The sequence below is a fragment of the Microbacterium sp. NPDC089190 genome (genome assembly GCF_040701795.1).
GTDB classification, from domain to species: domain Bacteria; phylum Actinomycetota; class Actinomycetes; order Actinomycetales; family Microbacteriaceae; genus Microbacterium; species Microbacterium galbum.
Map to the genome: position 1 here is coordinate 311,145 of NZ_JBFBHF010000001.1, position 16,437 is coordinate 327,581.

18 protein-coding genes are annotated in these 16,437 nt (G+C 69.5%); 3 read left to right on the forward strand and 15 right to left on the reverse strand.

Features of this window, described 5'->3' with window-relative positions; translation table 11 throughout:
• Positions 1–96: 96 nt before the first annotated feature.
• From AB0230_RS01520 to prmC, 15 genes are all read right to left on the reverse strand, one after another.
• The gene (locus tag AB0230_RS01520) at positions 97–1,077 is read right to left on the reverse strand and encodes an aldo/keto reductase (RefSeq protein ID WP_366373549.1); all 981 of its coding nucleotides are present in this window, start codon (positions 1,075–1,077) and stop codon (positions 97–99) included.
• A 77-nt stretch (positions 1,078–1,154) separates the two neighbouring features.
• Positions 1,155–1,844, reverse strand: coding sequence for a DUF5684 domain-containing protein (locus AB0230_RS01525; protein ID WP_363392754.1), 690 nt, complete (start codon positions 1,842–1,844; stop codon positions 1,155–1,157).
• Positions 1,845–1,954: 110 nt separating this feature from the next.
• Complete coding sequence (locus AB0230_RS01530) at positions 1,955–2,704, reverse strand: peroxide stress protein YaaA (RefSeq protein WP_366373551.1); 750 nt, start codon at positions 2,702–2,704, stop codon at positions 1,955–1,957.
• 68 nt (positions 2,705–2,772) lie between these two features.
• On the reverse strand, positions 2,773–3,033 hold the full coding sequence (locus AB0230_RS01535) for a F0F1 ATP synthase subunit epsilon (protein WP_315993173.1): 261 nt from the start codon (positions 3,031–3,033) through the stop codon (positions 2,773–2,775).
• A gap of 1 nt (position 3,034) precedes the next feature.
• The gene (atpD, locus tag AB0230_RS01540; RefSeq protein WP_315993174.1) at positions 3,035–4,483 is read right to left on the reverse strand and encodes a F0F1 ATP synthase subunit beta; all 1,449 of its coding nucleotides are present in this window, start codon (positions 4,481–4,483) and stop codon (positions 3,035–3,037) included.
• A gap of 22 nt (positions 4,484–4,505) precedes the next feature.
• Positions 4,506–5,408, reverse strand: coding sequence for a F0F1 ATP synthase subunit gamma (locus AB0230_RS01545; protein ID WP_298874924.1), 903 nt, complete (start codon positions 5,406–5,408; stop codon positions 4,506–4,508).
• Between the two features lie 24 nt (positions 5,409–5,432).
• The gene (gene atpA, locus AB0230_RS01550) at positions 5,433–7,064 is read right to left on the reverse strand and encodes a F0F1 ATP synthase subunit alpha (RefSeq protein WP_315993175.1); all 1,632 of its coding nucleotides are present in this window, start codon (positions 7,062–7,064) and stop codon (positions 5,433–5,435) included.
• Positions 7,065–7,126: 62 nt separating this feature from the next.
• Positions 7,127–7,915 carry a F0F1 ATP synthase subunit delta gene (locus AB0230_RS01555; protein WP_366373554.1) on the reverse strand — a complete coding sequence of 263 codons (789 nt, stop codon included), beginning with the start codon at positions 7,913–7,915 and terminating at the stop codon, positions 7,127–7,129.
• A complete protein-coding gene (locus AB0230_RS01560; protein ID WP_315993177.1) occupies positions 7,915–8,472 on the reverse strand; it encodes a F0F1 ATP synthase subunit B in 558 nt (185 codons plus the stop codon). The genes AB0230_RS01555 and AB0230_RS01560 overlap by 1 nt, the downstream gene beginning before the upstream one ends.
• A 34-nt stretch (positions 8,473–8,506) precedes the next feature.
• Complete coding sequence (atpE, locus tag AB0230_RS01565; protein WP_043360904.1) at positions 8,507–8,740, reverse strand: F0F1 ATP synthase subunit C; 234 nt, start codon at positions 8,738–8,740, stop codon at positions 8,507–8,509.
• A gap of 44 nt (positions 8,741–8,784) precedes the next feature.
• On the reverse strand, positions 8,785–9,576 hold the full coding sequence (gene atpB / locus AB0230_RS01570; protein ID WP_315994578.1) for a F0F1 ATP synthase subunit A: 792 nt from the start codon (positions 9,574–9,576) through the stop codon (positions 8,785–8,787).
• A 233-nt stretch (positions 9,577–9,809) separates the two neighbouring features.
• Positions 9,810–10,298, reverse strand: a complete 489-nt coding sequence (locus tag AB0230_RS01575) for a hypothetical protein (RefSeq protein WP_366373557.1) — start codon at positions 10,296–10,298, stop codon at positions 9,810–9,812.
• A complete protein-coding gene (locus AB0230_RS01580; RefSeq protein ID WP_315993179.1) occupies positions 10,295–11,470 on the reverse strand; it encodes an MraY family glycosyltransferase in 1,176 nt (391 codons plus the stop codon). The genes AB0230_RS01575 and AB0230_RS01580 overlap by 4 nt, the downstream gene beginning before the upstream one ends.
• Positions 11,467–12,225 (reverse strand): L-threonylcarbamoyladenylate synthase, encoded by a 759-nt coding sequence (locus tag AB0230_RS01585; protein WP_315993180.1) that lies wholly within the window; start codon positions 12,223–12,225, stop codon positions 11,467–11,469. The genes AB0230_RS01580 and AB0230_RS01585 overlap by 4 nt, the downstream gene beginning before the upstream one ends.
• 51 nt (positions 12,226–12,276) lie before the next feature.
• A complete protein-coding gene (gene prmC / locus AB0230_RS01590; protein WP_363392765.1) occupies positions 12,277–13,170 on the reverse strand; it encodes a peptide chain release factor N(5)-glutamine methyltransferase in 894 nt (297 codons plus the stop codon).
• 162 nt (positions 13,171–13,332) lie between these two features.
• On the opposite strand from prmC, the gene cysK reads away from it, so the two are divergent.
• The 3 genes from cysK to AB0230_RS01605 all read left to right on the forward strand — a co-directional run bounded on the left by cysK (position 13,333) and on the right by AB0230_RS01605 (position 16,434).
• The gene (gene cysK, locus AB0230_RS01595) at positions 13,333–14,271 is read left to right on the forward strand and encodes a cysteine synthase A (RefSeq protein ID WP_315993182.1); all 939 of its coding nucleotides are present in this window, start codon (positions 13,333–13,335) and stop codon (positions 14,269–14,271) included.
• Between the two features lies 1 nt (position 14,272).
• Positions 14,273–14,842: a serine O-acetyltransferase EpsC gene (gene epsC / locus AB0230_RS01600; protein ID WP_366373560.1), complete on the forward strand. Its 570-nt coding sequence runs from the start codon at positions 14,273–14,275 to the stop codon at positions 14,840–14,842.
• 191 nt (positions 14,843–15,033) lie between these two features.
• Positions 15,034–16,434 (forward strand): amidase, encoded by a 1,401-nt coding sequence (locus tag AB0230_RS01605; RefSeq protein ID WP_366373562.1) that lies wholly within the window; start codon positions 15,034–15,036, stop codon positions 16,432–16,434.
• The last annotated feature ends 3 nt before the right edge of the window (positions 16,435–16,437 follow it).

The window sequence follows — 16,437 nt, forward strand, 5'->3', positions numbered from 1 at the left end:
CAGCTGCGCCGGCGGAACCGCGCGGCCCTGTCATCCTAGTCGACACGCGAGCATCGCCAGCGGACGCGCCGGAGCGCCCCCTCCCCCGTGCCGCGTTCATCCCGCGGCGGGATCGGCCGGCAGCCCCAGGATTCCGTCGAGCTCGGCGAGATCATCGACGCTCGGCGACCACGCCGTGGCGGCGGCGGCGTTCGAGCGCACCTGCGCCGCGCTGGTGGCTCCGGCGATGACGCTGGAGACGAGCGGGTTCGCGAGGAACCACCCGAACGTCGCCTCGAGCATCGAGATCCCCCGCGCGTCGCAGTATGCCTGGTACCGCTCGAGGGCGTCCCACGGCGCGTCGCGCCAGAGGTGCGGGCGCTGGCGCATGATGCGGCTGTCGTGCGGACCGCCCTCGCGCGTGAACTTCCCGGTGAGCAGGCCGTTGTGCAGCGGGAAGAAGGGGAGGAAGCCGAGGCCGAAGCGGCGGGCGGCGGGGAGCACCTCGCGCTCGGCCGCTCGCGCGAGGAGGCTGTACTGGTTCTGCGCCGACACGAACCGGACGCCCGCCGCCGCGGCATCCGCCTCGGCGATCTGCCAACCCGAGAAGTTCGAATGACCGATGTATCGGATCTTGCCTTCGCGGACGAGATCCGCGAGCGCGTCCAGCGTCTCGTCGACGGGCGTCTCGAGATCGGGCGTGTGCATCTGATAGAGGTCGATCCAGTCGGTGCGCAGGCGCCGCAGCGAATCCTCGACGGCGCGCCGGATGTGCGCCCGTGAGCCCTTCGCGCCGCCGACGATCGCCGGCGCGAGGTCCGCGTGGCCGAATTTGGTCGCGAGGACGACCCGGTCGCGGCGCCCCTCCAGCGCCTCGCCCATGAGCGTCTCGGACAGGCCGAAGGAGCGGCCGTAGATGTCGGCCGTGTCGAGGAACGTGACGCCCGCATCGAGGGCGGCGTCGAGGACGTTCCTCGTCCCCTCGAGCGTTTCGGTGGGCGTACCCACACGACCGAAGTTGTTGCACCCGAGGCCGACGGCGGACACCCGAAGTCCTGAGCGGCCGACGGGGCGAAGGGGCAGATCGGTGGGGGTCATGACTCCACGCTATCCCCGTGACGACACGAGGGGCTCCCCGCACACGGCGGAGAGCCCCTCGACGATCCGGTCGGAGATCAGACCTGCGGACCGGCCGGGGGTGCCGGCGGCGGCGGCGTGCTGCCCGAGGCGGGCGGCGTCTGCGGCGGCGCGTACCCGGGGGCCGCCGGCGGGGCGTAGCCCTGCGCGGGAGGAGCGACCGGCGCCCCGTATCCGCCGTCGTTCTGACCCTGGACGTTCTGCGCGGGCTGCGCGGGGATGCCGTTCCAGAACGTCTTGTCGGCGAGGAACGACGAGCCCCACGGCGACGGCGAGGCGGCGGCGGGGTTCCACCGGTTGCTGCTGAAGCCCAGGATGCCGAGGAAGATCCACTGACCGAGAGGGCCGAGCAGGAACAGCAGCAGAATGGGCCAGTCGCGTCCGAACTTGGCGGCCACCCGGTACGAGATCATGATCAGCGCGACGACGATCGCGAGACCGGCGAGGAAGTTCAGGATCGGAATGGCGGAGGCCACGGCGAGACCCAGAAGGATCCACGGCGAGAAGTCACCCAGCTTGGCGTAGACGAGGGCGTTGTAGACGGGGACCCAGGCGCGCCACTTGCCCTGGACACCGGCCTTCTCGAAGACCTTCATGAGCAGGAACGAGCTGATGAGGTAGCCCAAGATGCTGAACAGGAAGATGAAGAGGTACACCACGGCCAGAACCGCCGCCTCGCCGGCACTGGTCGTCCCGTAGTCGGAGTAAGCGAGATTTGAGATGTTCACGTCGATCCTCTCGAGCGGCCCCCGCGGTCACGAGAGCCGGCGGGCGTCTCCCGCGCGTGTCATGCTAGCGAACCTGAGTGTTCGCTGACATCCCCTCGTCGACATCCGTCTCAGACTGCTAGGAGCAACTCCCGTTCACCGGACGGCCGCACCGTCCACCCGTTCTTCCTCGCCCACCCGAGGAAGTCCTCGCGGCTGGACAGCTCCGCCCCGCTCGACGCCAACGCGCGGACGAGCTCGCCTTTCGCGTGCTTGTTGAAGTGGTTCAGAGCGCGGACGGCGCCTCCCTCCCCCTCCGTGACCACGCGTACGTACGCCGACGACATGCCGTCGGGTACAGGCCCCAGCGCCACGTACGCCTCCGAACGAAGGTCGAGGACAAACGACGCACCGGCGTCGGCGAGAGCCTCGCCGACGGCGCCGGCCCAAACGCGGCGCAGTGCCGGCAGAGCGGGAATCGAGGTCCCCGCCGCGAGGCGATAGGCGGGGATGCCGTCGAGAGCACCCACCGGACCGAAGGGCGCGGAATGGATGACGACGTGCTCCGCGAGCCAGCCGCGGGCGTCGTCGTCGAGACTTCCGGCATCCAGGGCGTCGAAGAGCACCCCGGTGTAGCGGTCGACGGCGGGCAGGGTGGGCGCCGACCGGAGCGCGGCATTGTCGGCGATCTCGTGCCGACGCTTCGGGCTGAGCTTCAGCACGCGCGCCGCCGTGTCTTCGTCGGCGCTCAGAGCGACGAGGGCGTCGAGCACGCTCTCGCGCTGCGGCAGGAGCGACGGCGCCCACAGCGACGCGAGCGACAACGGAGCACCGTCGCCGCCCGGCTTCTTGGTCTCGGACGGCGGCAGCAGGACGAGCATGGATCCTCCCGGAAAAGGCGACGCGCGCCGCCCGATATCGGGCGACGCGCGTCAGCGATGAAGCGGTGTCAGGAGACCAGGGCTGCGTTCCCGGCGACGATCGTCACTTCGTCGTTCGCCATCGAGAGGAAGCCGTCCTCGGCGTTGGCCAGGATCTTCGTGCCGTCGGCGCGGGTGATGCGCACCTCGCCCTGGGCGAGGATCGCGAGCACCGGCTCATGCCCCTGCATGAAGCCGATCTCACCCTCGACGGTCTTGGCCACGACGAGCGTGGCCTCCCCCGTCCACACCTCGGCGTCTGCCGACACCAGGCTCACGCGCAACGACATGTCAGCCGTTCTCCTTCTGGATCTGCGCCCACTTGGCCTCGACGTCGGAGATGCCACCGACGTTGAAGAACGCCTGCTCGGCGACGTGGTCGAAGTCGCCCTTGACGATCGCGTCGAACGACTCGATGGTCTCCTTGATCGGGACCGTGGAGCCCTCGACGCCGGTGAACTTCTTCGCCATGTAGGTGTTCTGCGAGAGGAACTGCTGGATGCGACGTGCACGCGACACGACGATCTTGTCTTCCTCGGAGAGCTCATCGACACCGAGGATGGCGATGATCTCCTGCAGTTCCTTGTTCTTCTGCAGGATCTGCTTCACGGCGGTGGCCACGCGGTAGTGGTCGGCACCGATGTAGCGCGGGTCGAGGATGCGGCTCGTCGACGTCAGGGGGTCGATGGCCGGGTACAGACCCTTCGACGCGATCTCACGCGAGAGCTCGGTGGTGGCGTCGAGGTGGGCGAACGTGGTCGCCGGAGCCGGGTCGGTGTAGTCGTCGGCGGGGACGTAGATCGCCTGCAGAGAGGTGATGGAGTGACCACGCGTCGAGGTGATGCGCTCCTGGAGCACACCCATCTCGTCGGCGAGGTTCGGCTGGTATCCCACGGCCGAAGGCATGCGACCCAGCAGGGTCGAGACCTCGGAGCCGGCCTGCGTGAAGCGGAAGATGTTGTCGATGAAGAGCAGCACGTCCTGCTTCTGCACGTCGCGGAAGTACTCCGCCATCGTCAGCGCCGACAGGGCGACGCGCAGACGCGTCCCCGGCGGCTCGTCCATCTGGCCGAACACGAGGGCGGTCTTGTCGAAGACGCCCGCCTCTTCCATCTCGCCGATCAGGTCGTTGCCCTCACGGGTGCGCTCGCCGACACCGGCGAACACCGAGACACCACCGTGGTCCTGCGCGACGCGCTGGATCATCTCCTGGATGAGGACCGTCTTGCCGACGCCCGCACCACCGAAGAGACCGATCTTTCCACCCTGCACGTAGGGGGTCAGGAGGTCGATCGACTTGATGCCGGTCTCGAACATCTCGGTCTTGGACTCGAGCTGGTCGAAGCTCGGCGCCTTGCGGTGGATGCCCCAGCGCTCGGTGACCTCGATGGTCTCGCCCGGAGCGGCGTTCAGCACCTGACCGGTGACGTCGAACACCTTGCCCTTGGTCACGTCTCCGACGGGCACCGAGATGGGGCCGCCGGTGTCGCGGACGTCCTGACCGCGGACCATGCCGTCGGTGGGCTTGAGCGAGATGGCGCGGACGAGGTCGTCGCCGAGGTGCTGAGCGACCTCGAGGGTGATCTCGGTCGACTCGTCACCGATGGTGATCGTGGTCTTCAACGCGTTGTAGATCTCGGGGATCGCGTCATGCGGGAACTCGATGTCGACGACCGGGCCGGTGACGCGCGCGACGCGTCCGACGACGGCCGCGTCGGTCTTCTCGGCGGTGAGGCTCATGGCTTCTTCTCTCCTTGGGAACTTACTTGCCGGATGCCAGGGCATCGGCGCCGCCGACGATCTCGGCGATCTGCTGCGTGATCTCCGCCTGGCGCGCGTTGTTGCGCAGGCGGGTGTAGTCGGTGATGAGCTTGTCGGCGTTGTCACTGGCCGACTTCATGGCCTTCTGGGTCGCGGCGTGCTTGGCGGCCGACGACTGCAGCAGGGCGTTGAAGATACGGCTCTGGACGTACGTCGGCAGGAGCGCGTCGAGAACGGTCTCGGCGTCCGGCTCGAACTCGTAGAGCGGGTAGACCTCGGACTGCGCGGGAGCCTCATCGGCCTCGAGCACCTCGAGCGGGAGCAGGCGCACGGACTCCGGCGACTGCGTCATCATGCTGACGAAGCGGTTGTAGACGAGGTGGATCTCGTCGACGCCGCCCTCGTTCTCCCCGCCTGCGCGGTACGCCTCGATCACGGCATCCGAGATCTCTTCGGCGGTCGAGAACTGCGGGGTGTCGGTGTCGCCGACCCACTGGGCGACGCTCGGCATGCGACGGAACTGGAAGTATCCGACGGCCTTGCGTCCGACCAGGTAGTAGACGACCTCTTTGCCCTGCGAGCGGAGCAGCTCGGCCAGCTCGAGACCCTCACGGAGGATCTGCGAGTTGAACGCGCCGGCGAGGCCGCGGTCGGACGTGAAGATGACGACGGCCGACCGACGGATGTTCTCGCGCTCGGTCGTCAGCGGGTGATCGACGGAGGAGTGCGTGGCGACCGCCGAGACGGCGCTCGTGACGGCCCGCGCGAAGGGCGATGCCGCGCGCACACGCGCCATCGCCTTCTGGATGCGCGAAGCCGCGATGAGCTCCATCGCCTTGGTGATCTTCTTGGTCGTCTGAGCAGAACTGATCTTCTGCTTATAGACCCGCAGTTGTGCGCCCATGATTCCGTTCTCGTGTCGTCGCTATCAGCGACGGCCCTTGACGATCCGCTCCTGGTTGACGTCCTCCGCCTCGGCGGCGTCGACCTTCTCGGCGCCGACGACGCTCTGGTCCTTGCCGGGCTGGAATTCCTTGGAGAACGCGTCGATCTTCTGCTCCAGCTCCGCGAGCGTGTCGTCACCGAGCACGTTGGTCTCGCGCAGAGTGTCGAGCACGGTCGAGTTGCGGCGCAGGTAGTCGAGCAGTTCGCGCTCGAAGCGCAGCACGTCGGAGACCTCGACCGCGTCGAGTTTGCCGTTGGTGCCGGCCCAGATCGACACGACCTGCTCCTCGACGGGGTACGGCGAGTACTGCGGCTGCTTGAGCAGCTCGGTGAGGCGCGCACCGCGCGCGAGCTGACGACGCGAGGCCGCGTCGAGGTCGCTCGCGAACATCGCGAAAGCCTCGAGCGAGCGGTACTGCGCGAGCTCCAGCTTCAGCGTTCCGGAGACCTTCTTGATCGACTTGACCTGAGCGTCACCGCCGACGCGCGAGACCGAGATACCCACGTCGACCGCGGGGCGCTGGTTGGCGTTGAAGAGGTCGGACTGCAGGAAGATCTGGCCGTCGGTGATCGAGATCACGTTGGTCGGGATGTACGCCGAGACGTCGTTGGCCTTGGTCTCGATGATGGGCAGACCCGTCATCGAGCCGGCGCCGAGCTCGTCGGAGAGCTTCGCGCAACGCTCGAGCAGACGCGAGTGCAGGTAGAAGACGTCGCCGGGGTACGCCTCGCGGCCCGGCGGGCGACGCAGCAGGAGCGACACGGCGCGGTAGGCCTCGGCCTGCTTCGACAGGTCGTCGAAGATGATCAGGACGTGCTTGCCCTCGTACATCCAGTGCTGGCCGATGGCCGAACCGGTGTAGGGCGCGAGGTACTTGAAGCCGGCGGGGTCGGACGCGGGGGCCGCGACGATGGTGGTGTAGTCCATCGCACCGGCGTCCTCGAGCGCGCCCTTCACCGAAGCGATGGTCGAGCCCTTCTGGCCGATGGCGACGTAGATGCAGCGAACCTGCTTGTTGACGTCGCCCGACTCCCAGTTGGCCTTCTGGTTGATGATCGTGTCGATCGCGATGGCCGTCTTGCCGGTCTGACGGTCGCCGATGATGAGCTGACGCTGGCCGCGGCCGACGGGGATCATGGCGTCGATGGCCTTGATGCCGGTCTGCAGGGGCTCGTGCACGCTCTTGCGCTGCATCACGCCGGGAGCCTGGAGCTCGAGCGCGCGACGACCCGAGGTCGCGATCTCACCGAGACCGTCGATCGGGTTGCCGAGCGGGTCGACCACGCGACCGAGGTAGCCCTCGCCCACGCCGACCGAGAGCACCTCACCCGTGCGGGTGACGCTCTGGCCCTCTTCGATGCCGGAGAACTCGCCGAGCACGACGACACCGACCTCGTTCTCGTCGAGGTTCTGGGCGAGGCCGAGCGTGCCGTCCGCGAAGCGGATGAGCTCGTTGGCCATGACGCCGGGGAGTCCCTCGACGTGGGCGATGCCGTCGGCCGCGTCGACGACGGCGCCGACCTCGGTCGCCGCGGCGCCGGTGGGCTCGTAGGCGTTGACGAAGTCCTTCAGCGCGTCACGAATGACGTCGGGGCTGATAGAGAGATCTGCCATTGTCTTCCTTCGTTCGTGGGGCCCTCGGCCCCCAAGATCACGCCCGCTCGGGCGGAAAGTCTTCAGCCGGCGATCCGCTGGCGGAGGTCGGCGAGACGTGCGGACACGCTCGCGTCGATGACGTCGTCGGCGACCTGCACGCGCAGACCACCCAGCACGGTCGGGTCGATCACGGTGTTCAGCGTGACAGCCGAGCCGTAACGTGCGCTGAGAGCGTTCTGCAGACGGGTCTGCTGGTCGGCGCTCAGCGGTGCGGCGGCGGACACGGTGGCCACGATGCGCGATCGCTGATCGGCCACGATGCGCTCCGCGCGGCGGAGCAGGGCACGGACCCGACGACCGCGCGCGTGCTCGACGAGCGACGACACGATCAGGGCGGTGCCGGCGCTCGCGCGCCCATCGAGGAGGGTCGAGACGAGCGTGCCCTTCGCCGACGCGTCGCCGAGACGACCGCCGAGCGCGAGCTCCAGTTCGCCGTTGGAGGCGACCGTGCGCGAGAACGAGAAGAGCTCGGCCTCGATGTCACCGGTCTCGGCGACCGAGGTGGCCCGCACAGCGAGCTCCTCGAGTCCCTCCACGAACTCCGCGGCGCTGGACCAGCGCTGCTGAGCGGCGCGCGAGAGCAGCTCCACCGTGGCAGGCCGGTACGACGGACCGAACACGGCGGAGACGAGCCCCGCCCGGGCTTCCGCCGGCACCGACGAGTCGGACAGCGCGCCGCTCAGCTGCGCCGATCCGCTCACGGCGGCCACGGCAGCGAACAGCTCGCGTGCGACGTCGAGATCGACACCCGACGCGGAGGCCAGGGCCTCCGACGTCGCGGTCCGGGCCTGAGTGGTCGCGCTGCCCATTACTTGGCCGCCTTCTCGGAGGCCTCGAGCTCGGCGAGGAAGCGGTCGACCACGGCGTTGGCGCGCGCGTCGTCCGACAGGGTCTCACCGATCACGTTGCCGGCGAGGTCGACCGCGAGGGTACCGACCTCGGAGCGCAGCTGCACGAGGGCCGTCTGACGCTCGGCCTCGATCTGCGCGTGCGCGCTGGCGGTGATGCGGGCTGCCTCGGACGCAGCGGTCTCCTTGGCCTCGGCGACGATCTTACGACCGTCCTGGGTTGCGGACTCGCGGATCTCACCGGCTTCGCGGCGCGCCTCGGCGAGCTGCGCGGTGTACTCCTCGAGTGCGGCCTCGGCCTGTCGCTGAGCCTCGTCGGCCTTGGCGATGTTGCCCTCGATGGCAGCACTGCGCTCGTCGAGCAGCTTCGCCATCCGCGGCAGGGCCACACGCCACACCACGAAGATGATGACGACGAAGCACACGGCCGACCAGATGATGTCGTACCACGCCGGGATCAGCGGGTTGTGCGCCTCTCCCGCGGGCTCCGCGGCGAGTGTGACAAGAGCGTTCAGCATCCTGTCTCCTTACAGTGAGTCGAGAGCGGCCGGTTCAGGTGAAGATGAAGCCGGTCGCGATACCGATGAAGGCGAGCGCCTCGGTGAAGGCGATACCGATGAACATCAGGACCTGCAGGCGGCCCGCGAGCTCGGGCTGACGGGCGACGCCCTCGATCGTCTTGCCGACGACGATGCCCACGCCGATGGCGGGGCCGATGGCGGCGAGGCCGTAGCCGATCGTGGCGACGTTACCGGTGACCTGGGCGAGAACCGTAGTTGCGTCCACGGGTTTTTTCCTTTCGTTGGGTGGCTCGGCGTGCGCCGGGCCGCTCAGTGCTCTTCTGCGACCGCGAGCTGGATGTAGACCGCGGTGAGGATCGCGAAGACGTACGCCTGGAGGAAGGCGACGAAGATTTCGAACAGGGTGAAGGCGAAGCCGAAGGCGAGGGAGCCGGCGCCGAGCGCCGTCCACCAGCCGCTGAGCCCGACCACGAAGAACTGGGTGGCCGAGAAGAACAGCACCAGCATGAGGTGGCCGACGACCATGTTCATCAGAAGACGCAGCGTCAGGGTGACGGGGCGGATGATGAAGGTCGAGAGGAACTCGAGCGGGACGATGATGATGTACAGCGGCCACGGCACGCCCGAGGGCAGCAGCGCGTTCTTGAAGAAGCCGCCGGGGCTCTTCTTGATGCCGGCGTAGATGAAGGTGACGTACGCGACGATCGCGAGCAGCAGCGGCACGGCGATGACGCTCGTACCGGCGATGTTCAGGAACGGGATGACACCCGTGATGTTCATGAACAGCACCATGAAGAAGATCGTGGTGAGGATCGGCAGGAACCGCTTGCCGTCCTTGCGACCCAGGATGTCTTCGGCGATGTTGACGCGGACGAAGTCGAGGCCCATCTCGGCGATGCTCTGGAAGCGGCCGGGGACGACCTTCATGCGGCGGGTGCCCAGCACGAGGAAGAGGACCAGCGCGAGCGTCGCCAGCATCTGCGTGAGGTTGATGCGGGTGATCGCGAAGATCGTGCCCTCGAACAGGACCGCGTCGGGGAAGAACTCGGAGATGGAGGGCGGGTGGAACTCCGCACCCGCAGACGCGAAGTTCGTGATCAGGGTCGCAGCTTGAGTGGACAGCGCTGGCTCCAGCTTCGGGGCATCGGTGTGAACCGTTGCGACGATGGTCGGTGATGGTACCCGAAGTGCGAACCTGGAGAAGATTTCCCATCGCGGGCGGGTACTTATGCCACCCTATCAAACTCCCGGCGAATCCATGAGTCCGCGGGAGGTGATCGTCTCGCCGCCGGACTAACGTGCGCGACGGGGCGTGCGGGTGGGTTATGGGCCGGTCAGGCGCGCCGGTCGCCCGCTTCGGGGTCGGTGGGGAGCGTGATGTCGCTGACGCTGGGGATCCGCATGCGCAGGAGGACCACCACGTCGACGGCGAGGGACGCGATCACGCTGACGACCAGCGCGACGTAGAACACCACCGGATCGACCCAGTCCTGTCCGCGCAGCACGACGATCGCCACGATGAACAGGATGAGCTTGAGCAGCCACCCCCCGAGCACGATGCCGAAGAAGATGGGCACGTAGAGCGGGTCGCCGAACCACCGGTTCGCGACGAGGATGCTCGTCGCGGTGACGGCGAGGAAGATCGCGCTCACGGCCATCCCCGCGAGGGCGCTGCCGAGGCCGCCCGCTCCCCCGACGAGGAAGCCGACGACGCCGCCCACGACCAGGAGCACCGCGGTGACGACACCGCCCCACACCAGCGCGGTGCGCAGCACGGGCGTACTGGAGAGAGGTCGACGGGGGGCGGGAGAGACGCTGCTCATGAAGGGGACTCCGGTCGGGTGGGTCGGACGCGACGGGAGAGCCGCCGCAGACGGTGCGATGAAGGAAGGAGGGTCAGGACGGCGCAGGCGAGCACCCCGGTGACGCCGAAGGCGATCCCGATGGCGTAGTCGCCCGGCCAGCTCTGCTGGGTGCCGATGTACATCAGCAGGAACGCGAGGCTGACCACCGCCGTCCAGCTGTAGAAGATCAGGACGGCGTCGCGGTCGGAGTGCCCCATGTCGAGCATCCGATGATGAAGGTGCTTGCGGTCGGGCGAGAACGGGGACTTCCCCGCCCACTGCCGCCGGGCGACGGCGAGACCGAAGTCGAGCAGGGGCAGCAGCACGATGACCACCGGCAGCAGGATGGGGATGAAGGCACCCAGAAGCTGCGAGCGACCGATCTTCTCGGGGTCGAGCACCGCCGGGTCGAGCTGACCGGTGATGGCGACCGCCGAGCTGGCCATCAGCAGGCCGAGCATGAGGGCACCGGCGTCGCCCATGAAGAGCTTCGCGGGCGTCCAGTTCATCGGCAGGAAGCCGAGGCAGGCGCCGACCAGGACCGCCGCGATGAACGAGGCGAGGTTGAAGTACGTGCTCGCGCCGGTGTCGCGTACCAGCAGGTAGGAGTAGGCGAAGAAGACGCCGTTGGCGATGAGGCAGACACCGGCGACGAGGCCGTTGAGTCCGTCGATGAAGTTGACGGCGTTCATGACGACGACGAGCGCGAAGACGGTGAGCAGGAAGCTCACCCAGCTCGATCCGACCGTGAGGGCGCCGATGGGCAGCGAGAGGATCTGCAGCTGCCCGAACCACGCGATGATCCCGGCGGCGACGAACTGCGCACCGAGCTTGATCATCCAGTCGAGGTCCCACAGATCGTCGGCCACTCCGACCAGGACGATGAGCAGCACCGCGCCCAGGAGCGAGAGCACCGGGACGGGATCGGTCCAGAAGATCGAGAAGTAGGGGTTCCGGCTCGACAGGGCGAAGGCGGCGACCACGCCGAGGAACATGGCGACCCCGCCCAAGCGGGGCGTGGGTGTCTTGTGCACATCCCGATCCCGGATGCCGGGATACAGCTTGAAGCGCAGGGCGAGCTTCCACACCACCCACGACAGCGCGAGCGTGACCGCCGCCGTGAAGAGGATGGTGAGGAGGTACTGGGTCACGGACCCGGAGCCTCGTCATCCGGGGCTGCGTCGTCCGGGGAGACGTCGGAGGGCGCGCCCGCCGGGGTCGGGGCGTCGCGGTCGTCGACCGGGTCGGGCTCGAGCAGATCGCCGAGCACCTCGCGGAGGCGTTCGCGGGAGACGGCGCCCTCGCGGAGGACGCGCACCACCGGCTCGGAGCCGCCGACGAGCAGCGTGGCGTCGACGATGGTCGACGCCACCCCCGTCTCGCTCACACCGGCGTCGAGGTAGGCCGAGACGCTGTCGCCGAGCATGTCGCGCGCGGCGTCGATGTCGACGGCGGCGGGCATGCCGGTCAGGTTGGCGCTCGACACCGCGAGGGGGCCGGTCTCTTCGAGCAGTTCGAGGGTGAGCTTCTGCGCCGGCATGCGCACCGCGACCGTGCCGTGCGTGTCGCCCAGGTCCCACGACAGCGACGGCTGCGCGGGGAGCACGATCGTGAGGCCGCCGGGCCAGAACTCGCGGACGAGGTCGTCGACCGCGGGAGGGATCTCCGCGACCAGGGCGCGCAGCGTGCTCACGCCCGCGACCAGGACGGGCGGCGGTTGCTGACGTCCGCGCCCCTTCGCTTCGAGGAGCCCCGCGACGGCGCGCGTGTTGAACGCGTCGGCGGCGATTCCGTAGACGGTGTCGGTGGGGAGCACGACGAGTTCGCCTCGGCCGATCGCCTGACGCGCGTGGCGCATCCCGGACAGCAGCTGCGACTCGTCACGGCAGTCGTAGACGGGTGACATGTCGCGCGCCAGTCTAGTCGCGCCGTGCGCGGCGCGTCGTCACCCGGTGCGTCAGGGGCGGATCGCGGTCGTCGCGCGGTCGCGCGTGGTCAGGTCGGGATGAGTGGATGCCGAGCGCCACCCATCGGCGGTGAGGAGGGCGCGGATCGCCTCCCCCTGCCATTCCCCGTGCTCGATGACGATCGTGCCGCCGGGGTGGGCGAGTCGGAGACCCACCCGGCTGAGCTCGCGAACGGCGTCCAGGCCGTCGGGGCCGCCGTAGAGGGCGGCGGGCGGGTCGAACAGACGCACCTCGGGATCGCGAGGGATGGCGTCGTCGGGCACGTACGGCGGGTTGGACGCGACCACCGACACCGTCCCGTCGAGTTCGGGGAACGCGTGAGCGAGGTCGACGAACGCGAGCGAGAGGTTGTCGGCGCCGATGAGGGCGTGGTTCTGCTTCGTCCAGATGAAGGCATCGACGCTGTTCTCCGCCGCGTAGACGCGCGCGTGCGGCACCTCGGTCGCCATCGCGAGCGCGATCGCGCCGCTGCCGGTGCCGAGGTCGACGGCGACGGGGGCGTCGGAGGCCGCCGCTCGCAGGGCGTCGATCGCGAGCTGGGCCACCATCTCGGTCTCGGGGCGCGGGACGAACACGCCGGGGCCGACGGCGAGCTCCATCGACCGGAAGGGGGCGCGTCCGGTGAGGTGCTGGAGGGGCTCGCGCGCGCAGCGGCGGTCGACGAGGGGCGCGAGGGCGGTGGCCGCCCAGTCGGGCATGCGGTCGCCGCGGATCGCCGCGGCCTGCACACCGCCTCGCGAGGACTCCAGCACATGGGCGACGAGCAGTTCGGCATCCACGTGGGGGTCGGGGACGCCCGCTGTGCGGAGGCGGGCTGCCGTGTCGCGGACGACGTCGGCGACCGATGCGGCCGTGGGGGCGGGGAGAGGGGCGGTCTCAGGCATGACGGGAGCCCAGCCTAGTCGGGCGGTGTGCGCGGTCCGGGCTCGCGTGGGGCCGACGGGTGGACGGGGGCGGGTCGTGTCGTCAAGCGGCGTCACACGAGCCGGCCCGTCGGAAGGCTCGCCTAAAATGATCTCGTCCCGACCGACGGCGAAAGGCGAGCCATGCCCGGCATCCACTCCGACATCACCTCTGCATTCGGCGACACGCCGCTCGTGCGGCTGAACCGCGTGGCGGAGGGCGCCGGGGGGCAGATCCTCGCGAAGCTCGAGTTCTACAATCCCGCTTCCAGCGTCAAGGACCGCCTCGGCATCGCGATCGTCGACGCGGCGGAGGCCTCGGGCGAGCTCAAGCCCGGCGGGACGCTCGTGGAGTCCACCAGCGGCAACACCGGCATCGCTCTGGCCATGGTCGGTGCCGCGCGCGGCTACAAGGTCATCCTGACCATGCCCGCCTCGATGTCGAAGGAGCGTCGCATCCTGCTCAAGGCGTTCGGCGCCGAACTCGTGCTGACCGACCCCACCAAGGGCATGTCGCACGCGGTCGACGAGGCCAAGCGCATCGTCGCCGAGACCCCGGGCGCCGTGTGGGCCCGCCAGTTCGAGAACGAGGCCAACCCCGCCATCCACCGCAAGACCACCGCCGAGGAGATCCTGCGCGACACCGAGGGCGAGGTCGACTACTTCGTGGCCGGCATCGGCACGGGCGGCACCATCACCGGCGTCGGCCAGGTGCTCAAGGAGCGCAACCCCGACGTGAAGATCGTCGCCGTCGAGCCCGCCGACTCCCCCGTGCTCACCAAGGGGCACCCGGGGCCCCACAAGATCCAGGGCATCGGCCCGAACTTCGTGCCCGCCATCCTCGATCGCGACATCATCGACGAGGTGATCGACGTCGAGTTCGACGACGCGATCCGCCTGGCACGGGAGACGGCCGCGAAGGACGGCATCCTGGTCGGGATGTCGTCGGGTGCCGCCATCTGGGCGGCTCTCGAGGTGGCGCGCCGTCCCGAAGCGGCGGGCAAGAACATCGTCGTCATCATCCCCTCGTACGGCGAGCGGTACCTCTCGACCGCTCTGTACGAGCACCTGCGCGAAGACTGACGTGGGGGTCCTCTCCCGCATCCGAGAAGACATCGCCTCCGCCAAGCTCCGCGACCCCGCGGCGCGCGGCGGTCTCGAGATCGCGTTGCTGTACCCCGGGTTGCACGCCGTCTGGGCGCACCGCGTCGCGCATCGCCTGTGGTCGCGTGGGCTGCGCTTCCCCGCGCGCGCTCTCTCACAGGTCACCCGCTGGCTCACCGGCATCGAGATCCACCCGGGAGCGATGATCGGTCGACGCTTCTTCATCGACCACGGCATGGGTGTCGTCGTGGGCGAGACGGCGGAGGTGGGCGACGACGTCATGCTGTATCACGGCGTGACGCTCGGGGGTCGGCAGCGCGAGGGCGGCAAGCGTCATCCCACGCTGCACGACGGCGTCGCCATCGGCGCGGGAGCGAAGATCCTGGGGCCGATCACCCTCGGCGCGCGCACCGTCGTGGGCGCGAACGCGGTCGTCACCCGAGACGCCCCGGCCGATAGCGTGCTGGTGGGCGTGCCCGCGAAAGCGCGCACGCGGCGCAGCGGCGAAGACACCCGCGCTCTGCTCACGACCCCGGAGTACTGGATCTGAGCCGCATCCTCGAGCGCGGCGCGAGACCGGTGAACGGCCGGTTCCGCGCCGCCCCACGCCGCGTGGCGCGCGGCCGGCGAAGGGTCGGTTCCGCGACGCTCGGCGCCGGCGCCGCCCGCTCGTTCGCACGCCGACGCGTCGGTGCACCTCCCGCCCGCTGCGGTGACCGGGGCTCGCCCTAGGCTCGAGACATGACCCGTCTGCACGATCTGTCGCTCGCCGCCCAGGTCGACGCCCTTCGACGCGGCGAGCTCGCGCCGGCCGACCTCACCGCTCACTATCTCGACCGAGCAGAGCGCTTCACCGATCTCGGCGCGTTCGCCGAGGTCTCCCCCGATGCAGCGCGGCAGCGTATCTCCGAGCTGCCGCCGTCGCCGCGCGGAGCGCTCTGGGGCGTCCCCCTCGCCGACAAGGACCTCGTGGCGCGGGCGGGGGTGCCCACCCGTTACGGCTCGCGCTCGCGCGCCGATCACGTGCCCACGGCGTCCGACCCCCTCGCCGCCGCCCTCGACGCCGCCGGCGCCGTGAACATCGGCAAGACGTCCACGTCGGAGTTCGGCCTCACCGGTTTCACCGAACCCCTCATCCACGCCCCGGCGCGCGACCCCTGGCGCCTCTCCGCCGGAGCCGGCGGTTCGAGCGGAGGAGCGGCCGTCGCGGTGGCCGCGGGCCTGCTGCCCGCCGCCGTGGGATCGGACGGCGGGGGGTCCATCCGCATCCCCTCGGCGACGGTCGGCGTACTGGGCCTGAAGCCGTCGCGCGGGCGCCTGCCGCTCGGTTCCGGTTTCGATTCGCCGGACGGGTTGTCGGTGACCGGGCCGATCGCGCGCAGCGCGGAAGACGCCGGCCTCCTCCTCGATGCTCTGATCGATCTCGCACCCTTCTCGTACGCCACGACGGCGCCGGGCGGCGGACCCTTCGTCGACGCGGCCCGGCGCGAGCCCCGGGAGCTGCGCATCGGCGTCACGACCGTTTCACCGTGGGACGACGACGAGGACATCGCGCTCGATCCGGACGCCCGCGCGGCGGTCGAGGTGACGAGCGCCTGGCTGAGCGACGCCGGACACGCGGTGACGGATGCCGACTGGCATCCGTGGGGATACGCGGAGCTATTCCACGTGCTCTGGCGCGCCAGCGCCGCTCGCGTGCCGCTCACCGACGACGACATGGACCTCGTCGAGCCGCTCACCGCGTGGCTGGTGCGGGAGGGCCGACGGTTGTCGGCGCTCGACCTCCTGAACGGGCTCGCCGCCGCGCGGGCGTTCGAGCGCCGCACGATCGCCGACTTCTCGGCTTTCGACGCCGTGCTGACCCCGGCCCTCGCCCAGCCTCCGCAGCCCGTGGGGTCCTACGCCGGGCACTCTCCCCAACGCACCTTCGCGATGCAGGTCGAGTACGCGCCGTACTCGAGCTTCGTCAACGTCGCGGGCCTCCCGGCGCTGACGATGCCGGTGACCGCGGATGCCGAGGGCCATCCCGTGTCGGCGCAGCTCGTCGGCAGGCCCGGTGGCGAGGCGGTGCTGCTGTCGCTCGCGTCGCAGTTGGAGGCGCGACGCGGGCCTCTCCCCCACCCGCCCGCGTGGATCGACTGAGAC

Coding starts and splice junctions, on each gene's coding strand:
- AB0230_RS01520 (WP_366373549.1), bottom strand. CDS start 1,077: ATGACCCCCACCGATCTGCCCCTTCGCCCCGTCGGCCGCTCAGGACTT.
- AB0230_RS01530 (WP_366373551.1), bottom strand. CDS start 2,704: ATGCTCGTCCTGCTGCCGCCGTCCGAGACCAAGAAGCCGGGCGGCGAC.
- AB0230_RS01535 (WP_315993173.1), bottom strand. CDS start 3,033: ATGTCGTTGCGCGTGAGCCTGGTGTCGGCAGACGCCGAGGTGTGGACG.
- atpD (WP_315993174.1), bottom strand. CDS start 4,483: ATGAGCCTCACCGCCGAGAAGACCGACGCGGCCGTCGTCGGACGCGTC.
- AB0230_RS01545 (WP_298874924.1), bottom strand. CDS start 5,408: ATGGGCGCACAACTGCGGGTCTATAAGCAGAAGATCAGTTCTGCTCAG.
- atpA (WP_315993175.1), bottom strand. CDS start 7,064: ATGGCAGATCTCTCTATCAGCCCCGACGTCATTCGTGACGCGCTGAAG.
- AB0230_RS01555 (WP_366373554.1), bottom strand. CDS start 7,915: ATGGGCAGCGCGACCACTCAGGCCCGGACCGCGACGTCGGAGGCCCTG.
- AB0230_RS01560 (WP_315993177.1), bottom strand. CDS start 8,472: ATGCTGAACGCTCTTGTCACACTCGCCGCGGAGCCCGCGGGAGAGGCG.
- AB0230_RS01575 (WP_366373557.1), bottom strand. CDS start 10,298: ATGAGCAGCGTCTCTCCCGCCCCCCGTCGACCTCTCTCCAGTACGCCC.
- AB0230_RS01585 (WP_315993180.1), bottom strand. CDS start 12,225: ATGTCACCCGTCTACGACTGCCGTGACGAGTCGCAGCTGCTGTCCGGG.
- prmC (WP_363392765.1), bottom strand. CDS start 13,170: ATGCCTGAGACCGCCCCTCTCCCCGCCCCCACGGCCGCATCGGTCGCC.
- cysK (WP_315993182.1), top strand. CDS start 13,333: ATGCCCGGCATCCACTCCGACATCACCTCTGCATTCGGCGACACGCCG.
- AB0230_RS01605 (WP_366373562.1), top strand. CDS start 15,034: ATGACCCGTCTGCACGATCTGTCGCTCGCCGCCCAGGTCGACGCCCTT.